This window comes from Streptomyces kanasensis (assembly GCF_043077165.1).
In the GTDB taxonomy this organism is placed as follows: Bacteria; Actinomycetota; Actinomycetes; order Streptomycetales; family Streptomycetaceae; genus Streptomyces; species Streptomyces changanensis.
In genome coordinates this window covers 1,162,213-1,183,300 of the sequence record NZ_JBIBSF010000001.1, presented here as the reverse complement: position 1 = coordinate 1,183,300, position 21,088 = coordinate 1,162,213, and the positions used below count along the sequence as shown (strand labels likewise).

At 73.8% G+C, this 21,088-nt stretch carries 20 protein-coding genes; 4 read left to right on the top strand and 16 right to left on the bottom strand.

From position 1 onward, the window contains the following. Positions 1-40: 40 nt before the first annotated feature. Positions 41-592, top strand: coding sequence for a DUF1707 and FHA domain-containing protein (locus tag ACF053_RS05145; protein WP_391952549.1), 552 nt, complete (start codon positions 41-43; stop codon positions 590-592). 91 nt (positions 593-683) lie between these two features. On the opposite strand, the gene treY is transcribed toward ACF053_RS05145, so the two are convergent. Beyond that, positions 684-3,014: a malto-oligosyltrehalose synthase gene (gene treY, locus ACF053_RS05140; RefSeq protein ID WP_391952548.1), complete on the bottom strand. Its 2,331-nt coding sequence runs from the start codon at positions 3,012-3,014 to the stop codon at positions 684-686. An 89-nt stretch (positions 3,015-3,103) separates the two neighbouring features. After that, positions 3,104-5,257, bottom strand: coding sequence for a glycogen debranching protein GlgX (gene glgX / locus ACF053_RS05135; RefSeq protein WP_391952547.1), 2,154 nt, complete (start codon positions 5,255-5,257; stop codon positions 3,104-3,106). A gap of 526 nt (positions 5,258-5,783) precedes the next feature. On the opposite strand from glgX, the gene ACF053_RS05130 reads away from it, so the two are divergent. Then, entirely contained in the window at positions 5,784-7,025 is a 1,242-nt protein-coding gene (locus ACF053_RS05130) for an SAV2148 family HEPN domain-containing protein (protein WP_391952546.1), read from the top strand. Between the two features lie 246 nt (positions 7,026-7,271). After that, positions 7,272-8,018, top strand: coding sequence for an exonuclease domain-containing protein (locus ACF053_RS05125; RefSeq protein ID WP_391952545.1), 747 nt, complete (start codon positions 7,272-7,274; stop codon positions 8,016-8,018). 142 nt (positions 8,019-8,160) lie between these two features. On the opposite strand, the gene ACF053_RS05120 is transcribed toward ACF053_RS05125, so the two are convergent. After that, the gene (locus ACF053_RS05120; protein WP_391952544.1) at positions 8,161-9,015 is read right to left on the bottom strand and encodes an alpha/beta fold hydrolase; all 855 of its coding nucleotides are present in this window, start codon (positions 9,013-9,015) and stop codon (positions 8,161-8,163) included. 31 nt (positions 9,016-9,046) lie between these two features. After that, entirely contained in the window at positions 9,047-9,904 is an 858-nt protein-coding gene (locus ACF053_RS05115) for a phosphotransferase enzyme family protein (RefSeq protein WP_391952543.1), read from the bottom strand. 139 nt (positions 9,905-10,043) lie between these two features. Between ACF053_RS05115 and ACF053_RS05110 the strand changes: the two genes are divergently transcribed. Then, a complete protein-coding gene (locus ACF053_RS05110; protein WP_391952542.1) occupies positions 10,044-10,607 on the top strand; it encodes a DUF1697 domain-containing protein in 564 nt (187 codons plus the stop codon). 24 nt (positions 10,608-10,631) lie between these two features. Here ACF053_RS05110 and ACF053_RS05105 read toward each other — a convergent pair whose 3' ends face one another. From ACF053_RS05105 to ACF053_RS05050, 12 genes are all read right to left on the bottom strand, one after another. Further along, entirely contained in the window at positions 10,632-11,372 is a 741-nt protein-coding gene (locus ACF053_RS05105) for a sirohydrochlorin chelatase (RefSeq protein ID WP_391952541.1), read from the bottom strand. Positions 11,373-11,376: 4 nt separating this feature from the next. Continuing rightward, the gene (locus tag ACF053_RS05100) at positions 11,377-12,273 is read right to left on the bottom strand and encodes an ABC transporter permease (protein WP_391952540.1); all 897 of its coding nucleotides are present in this window, start codon (positions 12,271-12,273) and stop codon (positions 11,377-11,379) included. After that, on the bottom strand, positions 12,260-13,051 hold the full coding sequence (locus ACF053_RS05095) for an ABC transporter ATP-binding protein (protein WP_058944098.1): 792 nt from the start codon (positions 13,049-13,051) through the stop codon (positions 12,260-12,262). Before ACF053_RS05095 ends, ACF053_RS05100 begins: the two co-directional genes overlap by 14 nt. Positions 13,052-13,091: 40 nt before the next feature. After that, positions 13,092-14,201, bottom strand: a complete 1,110-nt coding sequence (locus ACF053_RS05090; RefSeq protein WP_391952539.1) for an aliphatic sulfonate ABC transporter substrate-binding protein — start codon at positions 14,199-14,201, stop codon at positions 13,092-13,094. Between the two features lie 198 nt (positions 14,202-14,399). Beyond that, positions 14,400-15,731, bottom strand: a complete 1,332-nt coding sequence (locus tag ACF053_RS05085; RefSeq protein ID WP_391952538.1) for a sulfate adenylyltransferase subunit 1 — start codon at positions 15,729-15,731, stop codon at positions 14,400-14,402. Positions 15,732-15,733: 2 nt separating this feature from the next. Continuing rightward, positions 15,734-16,672 carry a sulfate adenylyltransferase subunit CysD gene (gene cysD, locus ACF053_RS05080; RefSeq protein ID WP_391952537.1) on the bottom strand — a complete coding sequence of 313 codons (939 nt, stop codon included), beginning with the start codon at positions 16,670-16,672 and terminating at the stop codon, positions 15,734-15,736. 91 nt (positions 16,673-16,763) lie between these two features. After that, a complete protein-coding gene (gene cysC, locus ACF053_RS05075) occupies positions 16,764-17,297 on the bottom strand; it encodes an adenylyl-sulfate kinase (RefSeq protein ID WP_391952536.1) in 534 nt (177 codons plus the stop codon). Between the two features lie 23 nt (positions 17,298-17,320). After that, the gene (locus tag ACF053_RS05070; protein WP_391952535.1) at positions 17,321-18,022 is read right to left on the bottom strand and encodes a phosphoadenylyl-sulfate reductase; all 702 of its coding nucleotides are present in this window, start codon (positions 18,020-18,022) and stop codon (positions 17,321-17,323) included. Then, complete coding sequence (locus tag ACF053_RS05065) at positions 18,019-18,198, bottom strand: hypothetical protein (RefSeq protein WP_058944104.1); 180 nt, start codon at positions 18,196-18,198, stop codon at positions 18,019-18,021. The genes ACF053_RS05070 and ACF053_RS05065 overlap by 4 nt, the downstream gene beginning before the upstream one ends. 46 nt (positions 18,199-18,244) lie before the next feature. Further along, positions 18,245-19,942, bottom strand: coding sequence for a nitrite/sulfite reductase (locus ACF053_RS05060; RefSeq protein WP_391952534.1), 1,698 nt, complete (start codon positions 19,940-19,942; stop codon positions 18,245-18,247). 125 nt (positions 19,943-20,067) lie between these two features. Further along, positions 20,068-20,151 (bottom strand): putative leader peptide, encoded by an 84-nt coding sequence (locus tag ACF053_RS05055; RefSeq protein WP_391952646.1) that lies wholly within the window; start codon positions 20,149-20,151, stop codon positions 20,068-20,070. Positions 20,152-20,445: 294 nt separating this feature from the next. Further along, positions 20,446-21,018, bottom strand: coding sequence for a GNAT family N-acetyltransferase (locus ACF053_RS05050; protein WP_391952533.1), 573 nt, complete (start codon positions 21,016-21,018; stop codon positions 20,446-20,448). Between the last annotated feature and the right edge of the window lie 70 nt (positions 21,019-21,088).

Below are 21,088 nucleotides of genomic sequence, written 5' to 3'. Positions count from 1 at the left end.
CGTCTGGACACTCCGGGCCCCGCGGCCGACAATCACCTCTGTGACGTCGCCTTTCGAGTCCCAGACGCATCCCGCCCGGCTGTCGGACGCCGAGCGGGACGGCGCGCTGGAGCTGCTCCGCGAGGGCGCGGTGCAGGGCAAGCTGTCCCACGACACGTTCCTGCGCCGCATGGAGCTCGCCCTCGTCGCCCGCCACTCCGAGGAGCTGGCGGCCCTCACCGACGACCTGCGCGAGCACCCCGGGGGCTGGTCGCGGAAGCTGTTCGGAGCCGTCGAGCGGATGTCCGCCTTCTCGGTCCGGCTCGGCCGGGCGTGGCAGGCCGAGCGGCTGCCGAAGCTGCTCCTGCCGGAGCCTGGCCCGTACCCGCTGCGCATAGGCCGCGACCCGGTGAACGGACTGCGGCTCAGCCACGAGACGGTGTCCCGGCTGCACGCCGAACTCGGTCTGCAGGGCGGACTGTGGATGCTGCGCGACCTCAACTCCACCAACGGCACCACCGTCAACGGCCGCCGCGTCACCGGCACCGTCGTCGTCCAGCCCGGCGACATGGTCTCCTTCGGCCGGATGGCCTTCCGCCTCGACGCCCGCTGAGCCGTACGGAGCGGCCACCGGCGCCAGCCATCGGAGGTCCCGCCCCGCCGCGCCCGGCGGAGCGGTCACCCCTCGTCATCCGCCCGGCCGGTCACTCCGTACGGCTCAGCAGGGCCACCGGCCGCTCGGCGAACAGCTCCGCCAGCGGCACGGACCGCCCGCCGTCGAGGACCCGCCCGCCGTCCAGGACGTCCGTCCACCGGCCCTCCGGCAGGGTCAGCGCCGTGTCGCCCCAGCCGCCCCGCTCCGCCAGCCGCAGCGACAGCCGCGTCACCGCCGTCACCACCCGGTCCGACCGGACGAACGCCACGCAGTGGGCCGCGGCCTCGCCCGAGGCCGCCAGCGGCGTGTACGCCCCCTCCGGGCCGAACACCTCCGGGTGGCGCCGCCGCAGCCCGAGCGCGGCCCGCGTCAGGGCCGTCTTGCGGTCCGCGCGCGGCGGTGTGAACGGCGCGCGGTTGTCCGGGTCGACGAGCGCCTCGTAGACGGCCTCCGTCCCCTGGTACAGGTCCGGGACGCCCGGCATCGTCAGGTGCACCAGCGCCGCGCCCAGCACGTTCGCCCAGGTGTGCGGCTCCACCTCCGCCGCCAGCTCCGCCACCGCGTGCTGCGGGGGCCCCGCCGGGCCGTCCGTCACGAACGCCGCCACGGCCTCCTCGTACACCGCGTCCTGCTCCGTCCAGCCCGTGTGCAGCCCCGCCTCGCGCGCCGCCTTGAGCAGCGCGCCCTCCAGGCGCTCGCGTGCCGGCCGGCCCAGGCCCAGGGAGGTCTGCCACGCCGACCACGCGAGATGCCCGTCGGGCGCCGCCACGCGCGCCACGTCCCCGAGGAGCTTCGCCCACCGGCCCGGGCACTGCGACAGCACCGCGATCCTGGCCCGCACGTCCGCGCTGCGCTTGGTGTCGTGGGTGGACAGCACCGTCCCCGTCGCCGGCCAGTCGCGGGCGAGGCGGGCGCAGTACGCGTGGAACTCCTCCGGCGACACGGCCGGCCGGCCCGGCTCGCCGCCCACCTCGTTCGCCGACAGCAGCGGCACGTACCGGTAGAAGGCCGTGTCCTCCACCGACTTCGCCCGCAGCGCGGACGCCGTCTGCGCGAACCGCGCGCGGAAGGCCCGCTGGTCGGGCCCGTCACCGAGCCGCCCCAGCGCCAGCTCCCGCACGACGTCGACGGCGGCGGCCTCCTCCGGCACGGTGAACGTCTCCTTCGCGGCCCGCGCCGCCCCCTCGGTCAGCACCTCCTCCGCGCCGCCCTGCGGGTAGGGCCGGTAGACCGGCACCCGGATGAGCAGTTCGCGGACCGCGGCCCGCAGCGCCCACGGCGCGTGGTCGCGCAGCCCGGGGTAGGCGGCGCAGACCCGCTCCGCCGTCCGCGTCAGGTACGCCACCTCGGCGGCCAGCTCGTGCGTGACCACCCGGTAGGCGGCCCGGCGGGCCGTCGCCTCCCAGTACCCGCCGCGGTCGCCGGGCGGGGAGGCGAACCTGCGGTACACGTCGGCCAGTTCCTCGGCGCCGGCGCCGTCCACGAACAGCCCGTCGATCCGGCGCAGCGCGTCGTACCCCGTGGTGCCCGCCACCGGCCAGGAGGAGGGGAGCCGCTCGTCGCCGGTGAGGATCTTCTCGACCACCGTCCAGCAGGCCCCGCCCGTCGCCGCCTCCAGGGTGCGCAGGTACGCCTCCGGGTCGGCGAGCCCGTCCGGGTGGTCGATGCGCAGGCCGTCGACGACGCCGTCCCGCACCAGTTCGAGGATCTTGGCGTGGGTGGCCTCGAAGACCTCCGGGTCCTCCACTCGCACCCCGATGAGGTCGGAGATGGTGAAGAACCGCCGGTAGTTCAGCTCCGTGCGGGCCAGCCGCCACCACGCCGGGCGGTACCACTGGGCGTCCAGCAGCTCCGCCAGGGGCAGCCCGGCCGTGCCCGGCCGGAGCGGGAAGACCTGCGTGCCGCACCGCAGCACCTCCGCGTCGGCGTCGACCCGCAGGTCGTCGGCGAGCTCACCGATCCGCTGCGGCAGCACCGGCAGCAGCACCCGGCCGCCGCCCGCCTCCCAGTCGATGTCGAACCAGCGGGCGTAGGGCGAGGCGGGTCCGTCGCGCAGCACCTCCCACAGGGCCCGGTTGTGGGGCAGGGCGGCCGCCATGTGGTTGGGCACGAGGTCGACGACCAGGCCCAGCCCGTGCTCGCGCGCGGTGCGGGCGAGGTCGCGCAGCCCCGCCTCGCCGCCGAGCTCCTCGCGGACCCGTCCGTGGTCGGTCACGTCGTAACCGTGCGTCGAACCGGGCACCGCCTCCAGGACCGGTGACAGGTGCAGGTGCGAGACCCCGAGCGAGGCGAGGTGGGGCACCGCGCCGGCGGCCGCCCGGAACGGGAAGTCCGGCTGGAGCTGGAGCCGGTACGTGGCGAGGGGCGTGTGGGAGGTCATGCGAACGTACGTACCCGCCGACACGGCGCGTCTCCCCTCGCTCGGCCCGACTACCCCGTTCGGCGGATCCCCCGCCCGGGGGAGGGGCCCTACGCCGGGCGGCGCAGGACGGTCAGGCTCCGGCCGACGACGGTGAGCCGGTCGCCCGCCGCCACCTTGTCGCCCTGGCCCGGCGGCACGCCCTCCGGCACGGCCGTGTCCACGACGACCTGCCACTGGCGGCCGTGGTTGACGGGCACCGTGAAGTCCAGGTCCTCGGCCGCGGCGTTGAACATCAGCAGGAACGAGTCGTCGGAGATCCGCTCCCCGCGCGGTCCCGGCTCCGAGATGGCGTGGCCGTTGAGGAAGACCGTCAGGGCCTTGGCGTGGGCGGCCTGCCAGTCGCGCGCCGTCATCTCCCGCCCGTCGGGCACGAACCACGCGATGTCCGACAGGTCGTCGTGGGTGCCCTCCACCGGCCGCCCGTGGAAGAAGCGGCGGCGCCGGAAGACGGGGTGGTCGCGGCGCAGCCACACCATCGAACGGGTGAACTCCAGCAGCGACCGGGCCTCCTCCGCCTCCGTCGCCCCCGCCGTCTCCGTGTCCGTGTCCGCTTCCGGCCAGTGCACCCACGACAGCTCGCTGTCCTGGCAGTAGGCGTTGTTGTTGCCGTGCTGGGTGCGGCCGAACTCGTCACCGTGGCTGAGCATCGGCACGCCCTGGGAGAGCATCAGCGTGGCGATGAAGTTGCGCATCTGCCGCAGCCGCAGCGCCCGCACGTCCTCGTCGTCGGTCCCGCCCTCGACGCCGCAGTTCCACGAGCGGTTGTGGCTCTCGCCGTCGCGGTTGCCCTCACCGTTGGCGTCGTTGTGCTTGTCGTTGTACGAGACGAGGTCCCGCAGCGTGAAACCGTCGTGGCAGGTCACGAAGTTCACCGAGGCCAGCGGCCGCCGGCCGTCGTCCTGGTACAGGTCGGACGAGCCGGTGAGGCGGGAGGCGAACTCGGCCAGGGTGCGCGGCTCGCCCCGCCACAGGTCGCGGACCGTGTCGCGGTACATGCCGTTCCACTCGGTCCACAGCGGCGGGAAGTTGCCCACCTGGTAGCCGCCCTCACCGACGTCCCACGGCTCGGCGATCAGCTTCACCTGGCTGACCACCGGGTCCTGCTGCACCAGGTCGAAGAACGACGACAGCCGGTCCACCTCGTGGAACTGGCGGGCCAGCGTCGCCGCCAGGTCGAAGCGGAAGCCGTCGACGTGCATCTCCGTCACCCAGTACCGCAGCGAGTCCATGATCAGCTGGAGGACGTGCGGGGACCGCATGAGCAGCGAGTTCCCGGTGCCGGTGGTGTCCATGTAGTAGCGCGGGTCGTCCTCCACCAGCCGGTAGTACGAGGTGTTGTCCAGGCCGCGGAAGGAGAGCGTCGGGCCCAGGTGGTTGCCCTCGGCGGTGTGGTTGTAGACCACGTCCAGGATGACCTCGATGCCCGCCTGGTGCAGGGCGCGCACGGCCGACTTGAACTCCAGCACCTGCTGCCCGCGGTCGCCCCACGAGGCGTAGGCGTTGTGCGGGGCGAAGAAGCCGATGGTGTTGTAACCCCAGTAGTTCGCCATGCCGGCGTCCGCGAGACGGTGGTCCTGGACGAACTGGTGCACCGGCATCAGCTCGATCGCCGTGACGCCCAGCTCCGTGAGGTGCTCGATGATCGCCGGGTGGGCGAGCCCGGCGTACGTGCCCCGCAGCTCCTTGGGGAGGGCCGGGTGCATCATGGTCAGGCCCTTGACGTGCGCCTCGTAGATCACGGTGCGGTGGTAGTCCGTGCGCGGCGGCCGGTCGTCGCCCCAGTCGAAGTAGGGGTTGACCACGACGGACGACATGGTGTGCGGCGCCGAGTCCAGGTCGTTGCGGGAGTCCGGCTTGCCGAAGTGGTAGCCGTACACCGCCTCGCCCCAGTCGACGGACCCGGCGATGGCGCGCGCGTACGGGTCGAGCAGGAGCTTGGAGGAGTTGCACCGGGCGCCCTGCTCGGGCGCGTACGGCCCGTGCACGCGGAAGCCGTACCGCTGGCCCGGCATCACCCCGGGCAGGTACGCGTGCCGCACGAAGGCGTCGCTCTCGCGCAGCTCGACCGCGGTCTCCGAACCGTCCTCGTGCAGGAGGCACAGCTCGATGCGGTCGGCGACCTCCGAGAAGACCGCGAAGTTGGTTCCGGCGCCGTCGTAGGTGGCACCGAGGGGATACGCCTGTCCCGGCCAGACCTGCATAGATAAGACTCTTCCATTCCGATCCGGCTGATGGGGGTCACTTCCGGCTGATGGGGGTCACTGACCGATCCTCCACGAAAGTCGCGCGCCCGCCTAGGACGCCGGACGGTCCTACCGGGTGACCGGGAATACGGCTCGTTGCGGCGGTCTGGCCGGAAATCGTCCTTCCCGGGCCTTCGGCGGGCCTCGGCGGCCGTGCCGGACGGCGCTCGCGCCCGCCCGGCGGCCCGGGCCCGCCGGCCGGTCCGCCCGGCCCGGTCAACCGCGCGCACCCGCGCGTCCCCCCGGCCGGGGCGCCCGTGCCGCCGCCGCGCGCGCCGCCCGACCGCCGGGGGCGGCGCCCCGGGGCGCGCGGCTCACCACTATGAATCACCTCACCCCTCCTACCCCGCCACCCCGGAACCACCGCCTCCGCCACGGAGGTTGGGAAAGAACCACGGGCATCCGGCTGCACCGCCTCCCCCTCCCGGAGTACCCTTCCTTGATCGTTGGAGACGGGCGTTCGGAAGCAGAAGGCGGTGCGCGGGTGAGCTCGGGAGGGCTGGAGCTGCCCCCAGGTGACTCAGGTCATGAAGGGGACTCCACTGACTCCGCTGATGTCCCGCCCGGCGCGGTCTCACTCGCCCGGCCCATGGAGATCGGCGCGGAGCTGGAGTGGGACGCCCAGGACTGGAGCGAGGTGCGCACCCGCGCCCAGCGCGCCGGGCGTGCCTACATCTGGCTGAATCTGGTCGAACAGCGACTGCGGGCCGTGGTGGCCGCCGTGCTCCGGCCGATCTACGAACCCATGCACGGCGACGACTGGGTCGTCTCCGCCGCCGGCCCCGCCGGGCAGGAGTGGGTGCAGCGGGCCGTCGCCGTCCGCGAGGTGTCCCGCCGCAAGGGCTACCTCCTGGACCCCGCCGACGACAACGTCCTCAGCTTCCTCACCCTGCCCCAGCTGCGCGAGCTGATGGTCCAGCACTGGCCCTGCTTCGAGCCGTACTTCGACGACCGCCGCGAGCTGGAGCTGGCCCTCGACGAGCTGGAGGTCACCCGCAACGTCGTCTCCCGCAACCGGGCCCTGTCGCGGACCGTGCTCGACCAGTCGGAGCGGGCCTCCGCCCGGCTCCTGGAGATCCTCGGCAGCGGCGCGGGCGTGCCGTCCGCGCACCGGCTGCCCGTCGACGCCGTCGAGGACCTCGTGGGGGACCGGTACGCCGACGTGGTCTCCGTCCACCCCGACCGCGTGCGCCTCCAGCGGCAGATGCCCGCCGAGGACCTCTTCGGCGGGGCCCGGCGCGTCGACGCCATCGGCATAGGTCTCAACCTGCTCGTGCAGAACTTCTCCGGGCGGCGCCTCGTCCGGCTCGCCGAGACCGGGTGCCGGATACGGCTGCTGTTCCTCAATCCGGCGAGCAGCGCCGTCAAACGGCGCGAGCGGGAGCTCGGCATCAGGAAGGGTGAGCTCAGCCGGTCCGTGGAGATGAACATCCTGCACATGCGGCGGGTCCGCTCCAAGCTGCGCGACCCGGGTGCCTTCGAGATCCAGGTGTTCGACGACACGCCCCGCTTCACCGCCTACCTCGTCGACGGTGACGGCCCCGACGGCGTCGGCATCGTCCAGTCCTACCTGCGGCGCGCCCGCGGCATGGAGGCGCCCGTGCTGGTCCTGCGGGGCGCGCGCCGACCCCTCGTCACCTCGTCGGGCGAGGCCGACCACGGGCTGTTCGAGACGTACCGCGAGGAGTTCGAGTCGTTCTGGGCGGATTCGCGCCCCGTTTCCTGACCCGGCGCTGCCGGGCGCTCCACGCCGTGGCCCGGGCACCCGCCGTGGCCCCGTGCCCGCCGTGCTGCCACCCGGCGCGCTCCCCGGGCACCCGCCCCGTACCGTCCCCCCGGGGCCGCTCCCCGGGCCGCTCCCCGGCCCCTTCCCGGCCGCTCGCCCGGTCTGCTTGTCAGTGCCGCGTGCGAGGGTGAAGGCCCACTGGGGGAGGACGCCGCGCGGACCGCGGCGCCGTGAAGGAGGTGCGGCATGGGCTGGCACGGGGAAACACTGGTCGGCTTCGACCTGGAGACGACGGGCACGGAGCCGTTCGAGGCGCGGATCGTCACGGCCGCCGTCGTGGAGGTGCGCGGCGGGGTCACCCGGGCGCGCCGCGAGTGGCTCGCCGACCCCGGCGTGCTCATCCCCGCCCAGGCGTCGGCGATCCACGGCATCAGCAGCGAGCACGCCGCCGCCCGGGGCCGCCCCGCCCGCGACGTGGCCGACGAGGTCGCCGACGCCCTGGCCGGGTACTGGACCCGGGGCGTGCCGGTCGTCGCGTACAACGCCGCCTTCGACCTGACGCTCCTGACGGCCGAGCTGCGCCGTCACGGCCTGCCCTCGCTGAGCGAGCGGTTGGGCGGCGCGCCGATCGGCCCGGTCGTCGACCCGTACACCATCGACCGCGCCGTCGACCGCTACCGGCGCGGCAAGCGGAACCTGGAGGCGGTCTGCGCCGAGTACGGCGTGGTGCTCGACGACGCCCACGAGGCCGCCGCCGACGCGCTCGCCGCCGTGCTGGTGGCCTGCGCGATAGCCGAGCGGCACGCCCGGGTCGCGAGCACGCCCCCGGCGGAGCTGCACACCCGCCAGATCGAGTGGTACGCCGCGTGGGCGACGGACTTCCAGGCGTTCCTGCGCCGCCAGGGCAGCCCCGACGCCGTGGTGGACCCCGCCTGGCCGCTACGGCGGCCCGCGGCGTCGCCGGCGCCCGACGCCGCCCCGGTCGCCGGCTGACCGCGCCGCTACGGCGGCCCGGCGGACGCGCCGCGCCGGCCGGGTGGGGAGGCCGCGTCGGATGCCGGTCGCGTCGGATGCGCCGCGCCGGTCGCCCGCCGGACGCGCACGCCGGGACCCGTCGGATCGGGAGCCCGTCGGGTCAGGAGTGCTCGGCGAGGAAGTCGAGCAGCAGGGCGTTCACCCGCTCGGGCGCGTCCAGTTGCAGCCAGTGCCCGGCGCCCTCGATCCGCTCGTACCGCCACGGGCCCGCCACGTACTTGCCCGTGCCCGCCATCGACGCCTCCGTGAGGAAGCGGTCGCGGCTGCTCCACAGGCCCAGCACCGGCCCCGGCAGCGGCGGCAGGGGTCCCTCGGGGCCGAACAGCACCTCCGGCGGCAGCCCCGCCCGGTAGACGGCGAGCGCCGCGGTCAGCGCCCCCGGCTCGGCCAGCCGGTCCAGCACCTCGTCGGCGTCCGGGTGCTCCGCGAGGAACTCCCGCGCCTTCGCGGCGCCGTCCCGCAGCAGCCACTCCTCGGCCAGACCCGCGTGCTGGAACAGCAGCATGTACCAGGACAGGCTGCGCTGCTCCCACCCCGCGTCCCACAGGGCGCCCATGTGCCCCACCGACAGCAGCGACAGGCTCGCCACGCGCTCGGACGCGGTCATGGCCAGCCGCTGGACGATCCCCGACCCCCAGTCGTGCCCGACCAGGTGGACCCGCCCGACGTCCAGCCGGTCGAGCAGCTCCAGCAGGTCGCCGGCCGAGCGGGCCGGGGCGTACGCCGCGGTGTCCGCGGGCCGGTCCGAGCCGCCGAAGCCGCGCAGGTCCGGGGCGATCACGCGGTACCCGGCGGCGGCCAGCGCCGGCACCTGGTGCCGCCAGCAGGCGTGCGTGTCCGGGAAGCCGTGCACCAGCAGTACCGCCGGGGCCCGGCCGCCGCCCTCCCGGACCTCCACCTCCAGGGCCACCTCGGTGAGTTCGACGCGCATCGACAGTCCTCCGCTCTCGGCCATCACACCTCGGGCCGGCCAGTCTGTCATCCCGTCAGAACGGGTACCAGCGCACCTCGGGGTCGCCGTCCCGCAGCGACGCCACCCGGCGGCGGAACTCGGCCAGGGCAGCCGGGTTCACCGGGGCGTGCTGGGCCACCCAGGCGCAACTGGCCGTCTCCCGCGCCCCGCGCAGCACCGCGCACCCCTCCCACTCGCGCACGTCCCAGCCGTACGCGGCGGTGAACGCGTCGTACGCCGCCGGGTCCAGTCCGTACCGGTCGCGGGCCAGCGCGAGCACCACCAGGTCGTGCTCGCGCAGGTCCGCCGAGAACGTCTCCAGGTCGACGAGGACCGGACCGTCCGGGCCGACGTGCGCGTTGCGGGGGAGCGCGTCACCGTGGATCGGCCCCGGGGCGAGCCGCGGGACGAGACCGGCGGCCGCCGCGGCGAACCCGTCCCTCCGCTCCCGCAGGAAGGCGGCGTCCTGCGGGTCGACCGCGTCCCCGGCCAGCCGCAGCCAGCGCTCCACCCCACCGAGCAGTTCCCTGCGCGGCAGCGGGAAGGGCGGCGCCGGCAGCTCGTGCACCCGCCGCAGCAGCGGGGCGAGGTCGCGGGGCTCGGCCGGACGGACCGCGTCGGGCAGCCGGTGCCACACGGTCACCGGGTGGCCGTCCACCAGCCGCGCGTCGGCCTCCGCCGCCCGCACCGCCGGGACGCCCGCCTCCGCCAGCCAGGACGCGACGGCCACCTCACGCCGGGCCCGGTCCAGCAGCTCGGCGTCACGGCCGACCTTCACGACCAGGCCGCCGACCGCGAACACCGCGTTCTCGCCCAGGGACAGCAGCGTCGCGCCCCCGCCCGCCGCGTACCCGGCCGCGTCCAGGACCCCCCGCGCCCGTGCCTCGTCCATACCGCCGCCTCGCCCCTCGCGCTCCCGTCGCCGCGCGCCGCCCACCGGCGCGCACCCGCGGGCGCGCCGCCCACCGCACCGCGCCCGCCGGCCAGTCTCGCACCGCCCGGTGTCGGACCCGCCCCCTAGGGTGGCCGCCATGACGACCACCCGATACGCCGCGCTCCTGCGCGGGGTCAACGTCGGCGGGTCCAGGAAGGTCCCCATGGCCGACCTGCGCGCCCTCCTCACGGACCTCGGCCACGGTGAGGTGTGCACCCACCTCCAGTCCGGCAACGCCGTCTTCACCACCGGACCGGGCGCCGACGAGGACACGCTCGCCGCCGAACTCCGACAGGCCCTGGCGGAACGCTTCGGTTTCCCCGTCGACTGCCTCGTGCGCGGCGCCCCGTACCTGCGGGCGATCGTCGACGCCTGCCCGTTCCCCGCCGACGCGCTGGAGGGCCGGCAGCTCCACGTCACCTATCTGGACGTCCCCGCGACCGCCGACCGGTTCGCCGCCGTCGACCCGGCCGCCCACCTCCCCGAGGAGTACCGCCTCGGCGACCGCGCCCTGTACCTCTACACCCCCGAGGGCCTCGGCCGGTCCGCCCTGGCCGACGCACTCGCCCGCCCCGCCCTGCTGCGCGGGATCGTCGCCACCACCCGCAACTGGAACACCGTGCGCAAGCTCGCCGACCTGACCGCGGAGCCCACCGCCTGAGCTCCGCCCGGGCCGGGGCAGGGGTCAGCCCACGGCTGCCAGGGGGCGGGCCGGGTGGGCGGTGTCGTAGCGGCGCAGCAGCAGGCGGGCGAGTTCGGGGGCCGGGCCGAGGACGTCCGCGAGGACGTCGGCCCCGGTCGCGCCCGCGGCGATCCGGTCCGGCAGACGGCCCGGGGCGATCACGTACGGGGCGACCGCCACCCGCCGTACGCCCTGCGACCGCAGCGCCCGGACGGCGTCCTCGGTGCGGGGGAGGGATGCGGAGGCGAACGCGGGCCGCACGGCGCACCAACCGGCGCGCCGCAGCTCCCGCGCCGTTTCAGCGATCACCGCGCTCGCCTCCGGGTCGGTGGAGCCCGCCGAGGCCAGGACGACCCCGGTCGAGCCCTTGTCGGCGGGGGTGAGCCCCGCCTCGTACAGCCGGCGCTCCACCGCCGCGATCAGCAGCGGTGACGGTCCGAGGACGGCGGCCTGCCGGATCCTCAGCGCCGGCGGGGCCTGCCGCAGCACGGCCGGCACGTCGGCCTTGGCGTGGAAGGCCCGGGTCAGCAGGAGCGGCAGGACCACGACGTCGCGCTCGCCGTCCGCCGCCAGCCGCTCCAGCACGGCCGGCACCGACGGCACCGTGAAGTCGAGGAACGCCGTCTCCACCCGTACGCCGGGGCGCAGCGCGCCCGCCTCCCGCACCAGGGCGTGGACGGTCGCGGCGTGCCGCGGGTCGCGGCTGCCGTGGGCGACGACGAGGAGGACGGGAGCGGCCGGCACCGGATCAGCCCTTGGTCATCAGACCGCGGCGGCGCAGCACCGTGCGCTCCAGCGGGCTGAACACGAGCAGGTCGACGGCGATGCCGACGAGCAGGATCAGCAGGATCGCCAGGAAGATGCCGGGCATGTCGATGTTGTTGCGGCCGTTCTCCAGCAGCTGGCCCAGCCCCAGACCGAGGTCGGGGGAGGAGGCGATGATCTCGGCGGCCATCAGGGAGCGCCACGAGAACGCCCACCCCTGCTTCAGACCCGCCAGGTAGCCGGGCAGGGCGGCCGGCATGACGATGTGCCAGGCACCCCGCAGACCGGTCGCGCCGAGGGTCCGGCCGGCCCGCAGGAACAGCGGCGGCACCTGGTCGACGCCCGCGACCAGCCCGTTGGCAATCGACGGCACCGCGCCGAGCAGGATCACCGCGTACATCATCGAGTCGTTGAGTCCCAGCCACAGCACGGCCGGGGCGACCCACGCCACCGACGGCAGCGACTGCAGACCGGACAGGATCGGGCCGATCGCCGCGCGGACGAAACGCACCCGCGCCACCAGCAGCCCCAGCGGCGTGCCGATCGCCAGCGCCATCAGGAAGCCGAGCAGCGCGCGCGACACGCTGGTCCACAGCACGTCCAGCAGCGTGCCCTGCAGCCACATCGTGGCCAGGCTGTCCCAGACCGCGGCGGGCGGCGGGAGCTTGTAGGCGTCGGTGACCTGCGCCCAGACCAGGACCTGCCACACGGCCAGGACCAGGGCGACGGCCACCAGCGGCGGCAGGACCTTCCTGACCAGGACCTCGCGCACCGGGGTGCGGCGCACCTGCACCGCGTCGAGCGCGTCCAGGCCGGCTTCGAGCCCGGCGAGGTCGTCCACCTTGGCGGTGGCGCCGGTCGTCGTGTCAGTGCTGCCCATGGCGGCGGATCTCCCCACGCAGTTCTTCGGTGATCTCGACGGACAGCTCCGCCACGGCGGCGTCCTCGATGCGGCGCGGCTGGGGGATGTCGATGCGCCACTCGCGGGCGATCCGCCCCGGCCGCGAGGACAGCAGCACCACGCGCTCGGCCAGCCGCACCGCCTCGCGCACGTTGTGGGTGACGAACAGGACGGACAGCCGCGTCTCGCGCCAGATGCGCGTCAGCTCGTCGTGCAGCACGTCCCGGGTGATGGCGTCGAGCGCGGCGAACGGCTCGTCCATCAGCAGCAGGTCGCTGTCCTGGGCCAGCGCCCGCGCCAGCGCCACCCGCTGGCGCATGCCGCCGGACAGCTCGTGCACCCGCTTGCCGTACGAGCCGCCCAGCCGCACCAGCTCCAGCAGCCGCTCCGCCTCGCCGCGCCGCTCGCCCTTCGGCACGCCGCGCAGCCGCAGCGCCAGCTCGATGTTCTTGCCGGCGGTCAGCCACGGGAACAGCGCGTGCTCCTGGAACATCAGGGACGGCCGGCCGCCGGGGGTCTCGATGGACCCCGCGGTCGGCCGGTCGAGCCCCGCGACCAGGTTCAGCAGCGTGGACTTGCCACACCCCGAGGCGCCCAGGAGGGTGACGAACTCGCCGGGGGCGACGTCGAGCGAGATGTCGTCGAGCACGAGCTGTCGTCCGGTCGGTCCGGGAAAGGTCTTCGAGACGTGCGCGATGCGAGCCGCGTGGGTCACCGCGACGCGGTCCTCGGCCTTGGCGGCGAAGGTCGTGGCCATGGTCGTCACCTCCTGGATACGGGAACGGGTGGTGGGCGGGCTACTTGGCGCCGAGACCGGCGTCGGAGACCGCGGGCCGGCCCGCGGCCACGAGGACCTTGTTGAGCGGCCGGAGGTCGTAGATGCCCTTCAGGTCCGGCTGCTCGAGGAGGCCGGCGGCGACCGCGTGGTCCGCCTGGGCCCGCAGCGTCGCGGCGAGCGGGTCGTCGACGAACTGGATCGACGGCCACGCCGGGTCGATGACCTTGTCCCCGAGCGGCTTCCCGGTGAGCGCCTTCAGCTTGGCGTTGGCGGAGGACTTCGCCTTCTCCGGGTTGGCGTTGATCCACGCGTTGGTCTTCACCGAGCCGCGCAGCACCGCCTCCACGACGTCCGGGTGCTCCGTGAGGAACCTCTGCGACACGATGATGTTCGTGATGACGAACTTCTTGTCCGGCCAGAGGGTCGACTCGTCGAGAAGCACCCTGGCGCCCTCGCTGACCAGCTTCGACGCGGTCGGCTCCGGGACCCAGGCGCCGTCGATGGACCCGGACTTGTAGGCGTCCGGGGCCACCTTGTTCTCCGTGCGGACCACGAAGACGTCGCCCTTGCCGCTCTGGGCGTCGACCTTCCAGCCGCGTGCCCTGATCCAGTTGAGGAAGGCGACGTCCTGCGTGTTGCCGTGCTGCGGGGTGGCGATCCGCTTGCCCTTGAGGTCGTCCAGTGTCCTGATCTTCGCCGGGTTCACGACCAGCTTCACGCCGCCGGACGCGGAGCCCCCGACGATCCGCAGGTTCTTGCCCCCCGACTTCACGTAGCCGTTGATCGCGGGGGAGGGGCCGATGAAGCCGATGTCGATCGAGTCGGCGTTGAGCGCCTCGATCTCGGAGGGGCCGGCGTTGAAGGTCGACACCTTCAGCTCCGTGCCGCCCAGCTCCTTCTGGATGATCCCTTCCTGGTCGCCCACGAGGGCGGTGGCGTGGGTGAGGTTGGGGAAGTACCCGAGCCTCACCTCGTCCGCCGAGAGCTTCGCACCCTCGGCCACCACCTTCTTCTCGTCACTGACGGCCTGGGAGCCGTAGCCGCAGGAGGCCAGCGCGCCGATCAGCAGCGGCAGGGCCGCGGCCAGGGCGGCGAGGCGGCGGGGCGAGGTGGTGCGGGAGGCAGGCACGGGTGGGTTTCCCTCTCGGGTCAGGTACTTCGGGATCTTCGTCTGCGGTGCGCGTCGCGGCGCGGGTACGGCGGAGGGGCGCACGGCGTGCGCACGGGCGTCAGCCGGCACATCGGGCGACTCCTCCGGTCCCCGCGCCGAGGGCGCCGCTGCCGACGCGGCCGCCCTCCTTCGCGAACGTCCCGTACGCGTCGGTCATCAGAAGTCCCAGCCCTCGTCGTCGGCGGTGACGGTGGCCTTCTCGCTGGCGAACGACTCGCCCGCCATGCCCGCCGCCAGGGTGGTGCCGTCGGCGGGGTCGATCAGCAGGAAGGACCCGGTGCGGCGCGAGTCGGCGTACGCGTCCAGCGCGAGCGGTTCGGCCGTGCGGACGCGGACGGTGCCGATGTCGTTGGCGACCAGCCGGCCGGGCTCCGGGTGCTGGGAGAGGTCGTCCAGCGTGAGCCGGGACGGGATCTCCTTGACGATCGCCTTCACCGTGCGGGTGGTGTGCTTCAGCAGCACCCGCTGGCCCACCGTCAGGGGCTGGTCGGCGACGTGGCAGACGGTCGCCTCGACGTCCTGGCTGGTGGCCGGGGCGTCCCCGGACGGCACGACGAGGTCGCCGCGCGAGACGTCGATGTCGTCCTCCAGCAGGAGGGTCACCGACTGCGGCGTCCAGGCGACGTCCACCGGCTCGCCGAGCAGGTCGATGCCGGAGATCCGCGACGTGCGCCCCGACGGCAGCACGGTGACCTCCTGCCCGACCCGGAACGTGCCGGCGGCGATCTGCCCGGCGTACCCCCGGTAGTCCGGGTGCTCCGGGGTCTGCGGACGGATCACGTACTGCACGGGCAGCCGGGCGTGGCAGCCGGTCAGGTCGTGGCTGACGGGCACGGTCTCCAGGTGCTCCAGCACGGTCGGGCCGCCGTACCAGTCCATCGTCGCGGACGGCTCCACGACGTTGTCCCCGGCGAGCGCCGAGATGGGGATCGCGGTGACCTCCGGCACGCCCAGCTCGGTCGCGTACGCCGTGAAGTCCTCGGCGATCCGGGCGAAGACCGCCTCCTCGTAGCCGACGAGGTCCATCTTGTTCACGGCGAGGACGACGTGCGGCACGCGCAGCAGCGCGGCGATGGCCGCGTGGCGGCGGGTCTGCTCGACCACGCCGTTGCGCGCGTCCACCAGGATCACGGTCAGCTCGGCCGTCGACGCGCCGGTGACCATGTTGCGGGTGTACTGCACGTGGCCGGGGGTGTCGGCGAGGATGAACCGGCGCCGGGGGGTGGCGAAGTAGCGGTAGGCGACGTCGATGGTGATGCCCTGCTCGCGTTCGGCCCGCAGGCCGTCGGTGAGCAACGCAAGGTCGGGTGCCTCCTGGCCACGGGAGCGCGAGGCGTGCTCGACGGCCTCCAACTGGTCGACGAGGACCGACTTGGAGTCGTGCAGGAGCCGGCCCACCAGGGTGGACTTGCCGTCGTCGACGGAGCCCGCGGTCGCGAAGCGCAGCAGGGTGGTGGCCGAGAGCGGCTCGGCGGCGGTGGTGGACATCTCTAGAAGTACCCTTCGCGCTTGCGGTCTTCCATCGCGGCCTCGGACAGCTTGTCGTCGGCGCGGGTGGCGCCCCGCTCGGTCAGCCGGGACGCGGTGATCTCGGCGATCACGGCTTGGAGCGTGGTGGCGTCGGAGTCGACGGCGCCGGTGCAGGACATGTCGCCGACCGTGCGGTAGCGGATCATCCGCTTCTCCACCGGCTCGGACTCCTTCGGACCGCCCCACTCACCGGCCGTCAGCCACATGCCACTGCGGGAGAACACCTCGCGCTCGTGCGCGAAGTAGATCTCCGGCAGCTCGATGCCCTCGCGCTCGATGTACTGCCACACGTCCAGCTCGGTCCAGTTGGAGAGCGGGAACACGCGCACGTGCTCACCGGGCGCGTGCCGGCCGTTGTACAGCTGCCACAGCTCGGGGCGCTGGCGGCGCGGGTCCCACTGGGAGAACTCGTCGCGCAGGGAGAACACCCGCTCCTTGGCGCGCGCCTTCTCCTCGTCGCGCCGCCCGCCGCCGAACACCGCGTCGAAGCGGTGCTGCTGGATGGCCTCGGTCAGCGGCACGGTCTGGAGCGGGTTGCGGGTGCCGTCGGGCCGCTCGCGCAGGACGCCGCGGTCGATGTAGTCCTGCACCGAGGCGACGTGCAGGCGCAGCCCGTGCTTCTCCACGGTCCGGTCGCGGTACTCGATGACCTCGGGGAAGTTGTGCCCGGTGTCGACGTGCAGCAGCGAGAACGGGACCGGGGCCGGCGCGAACGCCTTCAGCGCCAGGTGCAGCATGACGATGGAGTCCTTGCCGCCGGAGAAGAGGACCACCGGCCGCTCGAACTCACCCGCCACCTCGCGGAAGATGTGCACCGCCTCGGACTCCAGCGAGTCCAGGTGCGACAGGGTGAACGGGCTGTGGGTGTCTCCGTGGACGTGGGTGACCGTGGTCGTCATGCTGCATCCCCATCATGAGCTTCTCCGCCTGCGTGGCGCGGAAGTGCGGGCGTCGTTGCTGTCTGCGGCTCGGCGGCCGGGCACGCGTCGCTCACAGCAGTCCCCTCTCGGTGAGCAGCGCGTGCACCGCCGCGGCGGACTCCTGCACGGTCTGGTCCTGGGACTCGATCCGCAGGTCGGGGCTCTCCGGTTCCTCGTACGGGTCGTCGACGCCGGTCAGCCCGCTGATCTCGCCGGCGGCCTGCCGGGCGTACAGCCCCTTCACGTCCCGCTCCGAGCACACCTCCACCGGCGTGGCCACGTGCACCTCGACGTACGGGGTGCCCTCCCGCCGGTGGTGCGCGCGCACCTCGGCGCGGCTGTCGGCGTACGGGGCGATGACGGGCACCAGGACCTTCACGCCGTTCGACGCGAGCAGCTCGGCGACGAAGCCGATGCGCCGCACGTTCGTGTCCCGGTCCTCGCGGCCGAACCCGAGGCCCGCCGAGAGGAACTCGCGGATCTCGTCGCCGTCGAGCACCTCGACCCGGCGGCCCTCGGCGCGCAGCCGCTCCGCCAGCGCGTAGGCGATCGTGGTCTTGCCGGCGCTCGGCAGCCCGGTGAGCCAGATGGTGGCCCCAGTCACGTTCTCTTCTCCCACAGTCGTCATCAGCCGTGCAGCCCGCACTCGGTCTTCGTCCGGCCCGCCCACCGGCCGGCGCGCGCGTCCTCGCCCTCCAGCACGCGGCGCGTGCAGGGCGCGCAGCCGACGGAGGCGTACCCGTCCATCAGCAGCGGGTTGGTGAGGACGCCGTGCTCGGCGACGTACGCGTCGACGTCGTCCTGCGTCCAGCGGGCGATCGGCGAGACCTTCACCTTGCGGCGCTTCTCGTCCCAGCCGACCACCGGCGTGTTCGCCCGGGTCGCGGACTCGTCGCGGCGCAGGCCCGTCGCCCAGGCGTCGTACCCGGCCAGGCCCTGCTCCAGCGGCCGCACCTTGCGCAGGGCGCAGCACAGGTCGGGGTCGCGCTCGTACAGCCGCGGCCCGTACTCGGCGTCCTGCTCGGCCACCGTCTGCCGCGGCGTCAGCGTGATGACCTCGACGTCCATCACGGCGTCGACCGCGTCACGGGTGCCGATGGTCTCCGGGAAGTGGTAGCCGGTGTCCAGGAACACCACCTTCACGCCGGGGAAGGCGCGCGAGGCGAGGTGGGCGACGACCGCGTCCTCCATGGAGGAGGTGACGCAGAAGCGCTCGCCGAAGGTCTCGGCGGCCCAGGTCAGGATGGAGAGCGCCGGGGCGTCCTCCAGTTCGCGACCGGCCCGCTCGGCCAGGTCGCGGAGCTCGTCGTCGGTCTCCGTCAGGGTCACGTGGGGTCCCCTCCGCCGTCGTGGCGCTGCAGGCCCCGGGCCAGCAGGCCCAGGAACTTCAGCTGGAAAGCCCGGTTGCAGGCCGCGCACTCCCAGGCGCCGTGGCCCTGCTCGCCGGGGCGCAGGTCCTCGTCGCCGCAGTACGGGCAGTGGAAGGGCGCCGCTCGCTCGCTCACCGCGCCTCCCCGTTGCTCGCCGGCACCGTGGCCGTGGGTGCGATGTTCACGACAGGGCCTCCTCCGGCGCCCGCGCCGCCCAGGTCGCGAAGCGCTCGCCGGGCTCCCGCTCCGCCTGGTAGCGGGTGAGGACGCGCTCGATGTAGTCGGGCAGTTCGGCGGCGGTGACCTTCAGGCCGCGGACCTTGCGGCCGAAGCCGGCCTCCAGGCCGAGGGCGCCGCCCAGGTGCACCTGGTAGCCCTCGACCTGCCGGCCCGCGTCGTCCAGGACGAGCTGGCCCTTGAGACCGATGTCCGCCACCTGGATGCGCGCGCAGGCGTTGGGGCAGCCGTTGAGGTTGATGGTGATCGGCTGGTCGAACTCGGGCAGGCGGCGCTCCAGTTCGTCGATGAGTGACGAGCCGCGCGCCTTCGTCTCGACGATGGCGAGCTTGCAGAACTCGATGCCGGTGCAGGCCATGGTGCCCCGCCGGAACGGGGAGGGCTGCACCCGCAGGTCGAGCGCCTCCAGCGCGCCGACGAGCGACTCGACCCGGTCCTCCTCGACGTCGAGGACGATCATCTTCTGCTCGACCGTGGTACGGACGCGGCCGGAGCCGTGCGCCTCCGCCACGTCGGCGATCTTCGTGAGGGTGGCGCCGTCGACGCGGCCGACGCGCGGCGCGAACCCGACGTAGAAGCGGCCGTCCTGCTGCCGGTGGACGCCGACGTGGTCGCGCCACTGCTGCACGGGCTGGGCGGGGGCCGGGCCGTCGACGAGCTTGCGTCCGAGGTACTCGTCCTCCAGGACCTGGCGGAACCGCTCGGCGCCCCAGTCCGCGACGAGGAACTTCAGCCGGGCGCGGTTGCGCAGCCGCCGGTAGCCGTAGTCGCGGAAGATGGAGATGACGCCGGTGTAGACGTCGGGGACCTCGTCGAGCGGGACCCAGGCGCCGAGCCGGACGCCGATCTTGGGGTTGGTGGAGAGCCCGCCGCCGACCCACAGGTCGAAGCCGGGACCGTGCTCGGGGTGCTCCACGCCGACGAAGGCGATGTCGTTGATCTCGTGCGCGACGTCGAGGAGCGGCGAGCCGGAGACCGCGGACTTGAACTTGCGGGGCAGGTTGGAGAAGTCCTTGTTGCCGATGATGCGGCGGTGGATCTCCTCGATGGCCGGGGTGCCGTCGATGATCTCGTCCTCGGCGATCCCGGCGACCGGCGAGCCGATGATGACGCGCGGGGTGTCGCCGCACGCCTCGGTCGTGGACAGGCCCACGGCTTCGAGGCGGTTCCAGATCTCCGGCACGTCCTCGATCCGGATCCAGTGGTACTGGACGTTCTGCCGGTCGGTGATGTCGGCGGTGCCGCGCGCGAACTCCTGCGAGATCTCACCGATGACCCGCAGCTGCCGGGTGGTCAGCCGGCCGCCGTCGATGCGCACGCGGAGCATGAAGTACTCGTCGTCCAGCTCCTCCGGTTCGAGGACGGCCGTCTTGCCGCCGTCGATCCCGGGCTTGCGCTGGGTGTAGAGGCCCCACCAGCGCATCCGGCCGCGCAGGTCGTTGGGGTCGATGGAGTCGAAGCCGGCCTTCGAGTAGATCGTCTCAATGCGTGTCCGCACATTGAGACCGTCATCGTCCTTCTTGAACTGCTCATTGCCGTTGAGGGGCGTGAAGTGGCCCCTGGCCCACTGGCCCTCGCCACGGTGGCGCCCCGGCTTGCGGCGGGGCGTGGCGGGTGCGGGCTGTTCGGGGGTGGCGGCCATGGCTATACGTCCTTCGGGACTGCAGGAGGGCGGCTCTGACCTGCGCAATGTCGCGCAGGCAGAGCGCCTGCGCGACATTGCGCGGTGGGTTCAGAAGATCGGGGGTCGCGGCGTCGCTGGGTCTCTCAGCTCACCGGACACATGGCGCTGGACATGCGGCCGAGGTCGACGTGCCGCCGACTCACCAAGGCAATTCCAGCTCGAGACATGACGGAAGCGTGGCACGGGAGTTTGGACCCAGTCCACCTTTGTCCGCGATGTGGACCAGACTGTCCCGCATGGTGGACGGATGTGGTCCGGGTCACGTCAAGCCCTTCGGTCGGGTCGCGTCGAGCCCTTCGGTCGGGTCGCGTCGAGCCCTCCGGTCGGGTCGCGTCGAGCGCCCCGTCGGGGTCGCGCCGGGCGGCCCTCCGGGCCGGGTGGCCGGTGGGGGCCGCGGTGCCCGGGCGTGCCGTCGGGGCCGGTGCCGGACGTCCGCCGTCGGGGTCGGGCGTCCCGTCGGTTCAGGCGTACGCGCCCGGCCAGGGGCCCGGCGCCACGGCCGCCTCCGCCGGCTTCTCGGTGACGCGGGTGTCGTGGACGCGGAAGCCCCGCCGCCGGTAGTTGGCCATGGCGTGCTCCCCGTCGAGCGAGCAGGTGTTCAGCCGCACCCGCGTCGTCGGCGTCCGCCCCGGCCAGCGGTCCGCCAGGTCCCAGGCGCGGGCGGTGCCGTACGACAGCAGGTGCCCGCCGATGCGGCGGCCCCGGAAGGCCGGGATCAGGCCGAAGTACATGATCTCCACGACGCCGTCGTCCTGCGGGTCCAGCTCGACGTACCCGGCGGGCGTCCCCCGGTCGTACGCCACCCACGTCTCCACGCCCGGCCGCTCCAGGAGCTCCCGCCACTGCGCGTGGGTCAGCCCGAGCCGGTCCACCCAGCAGAGGTCACCGCCGACCGCGCTGTAGAGGAAGCGGCTGAACTCGGGCGAGGGCACCGCGGCCCGGACGACCGTGACGTCCCCGTCCGGCGCGGCGGCGGGCCGCAGGTCGTCGGGGGAGGTCTGCTCCAGGTACCAGGTGGTGACGGTGATGCTCATGGCCGCCAGGGAACCACGGAGCGCGCGGCCCTGGCCAGCGCGTTCCTCTCACCCGGCCGGGCGCGTCCGC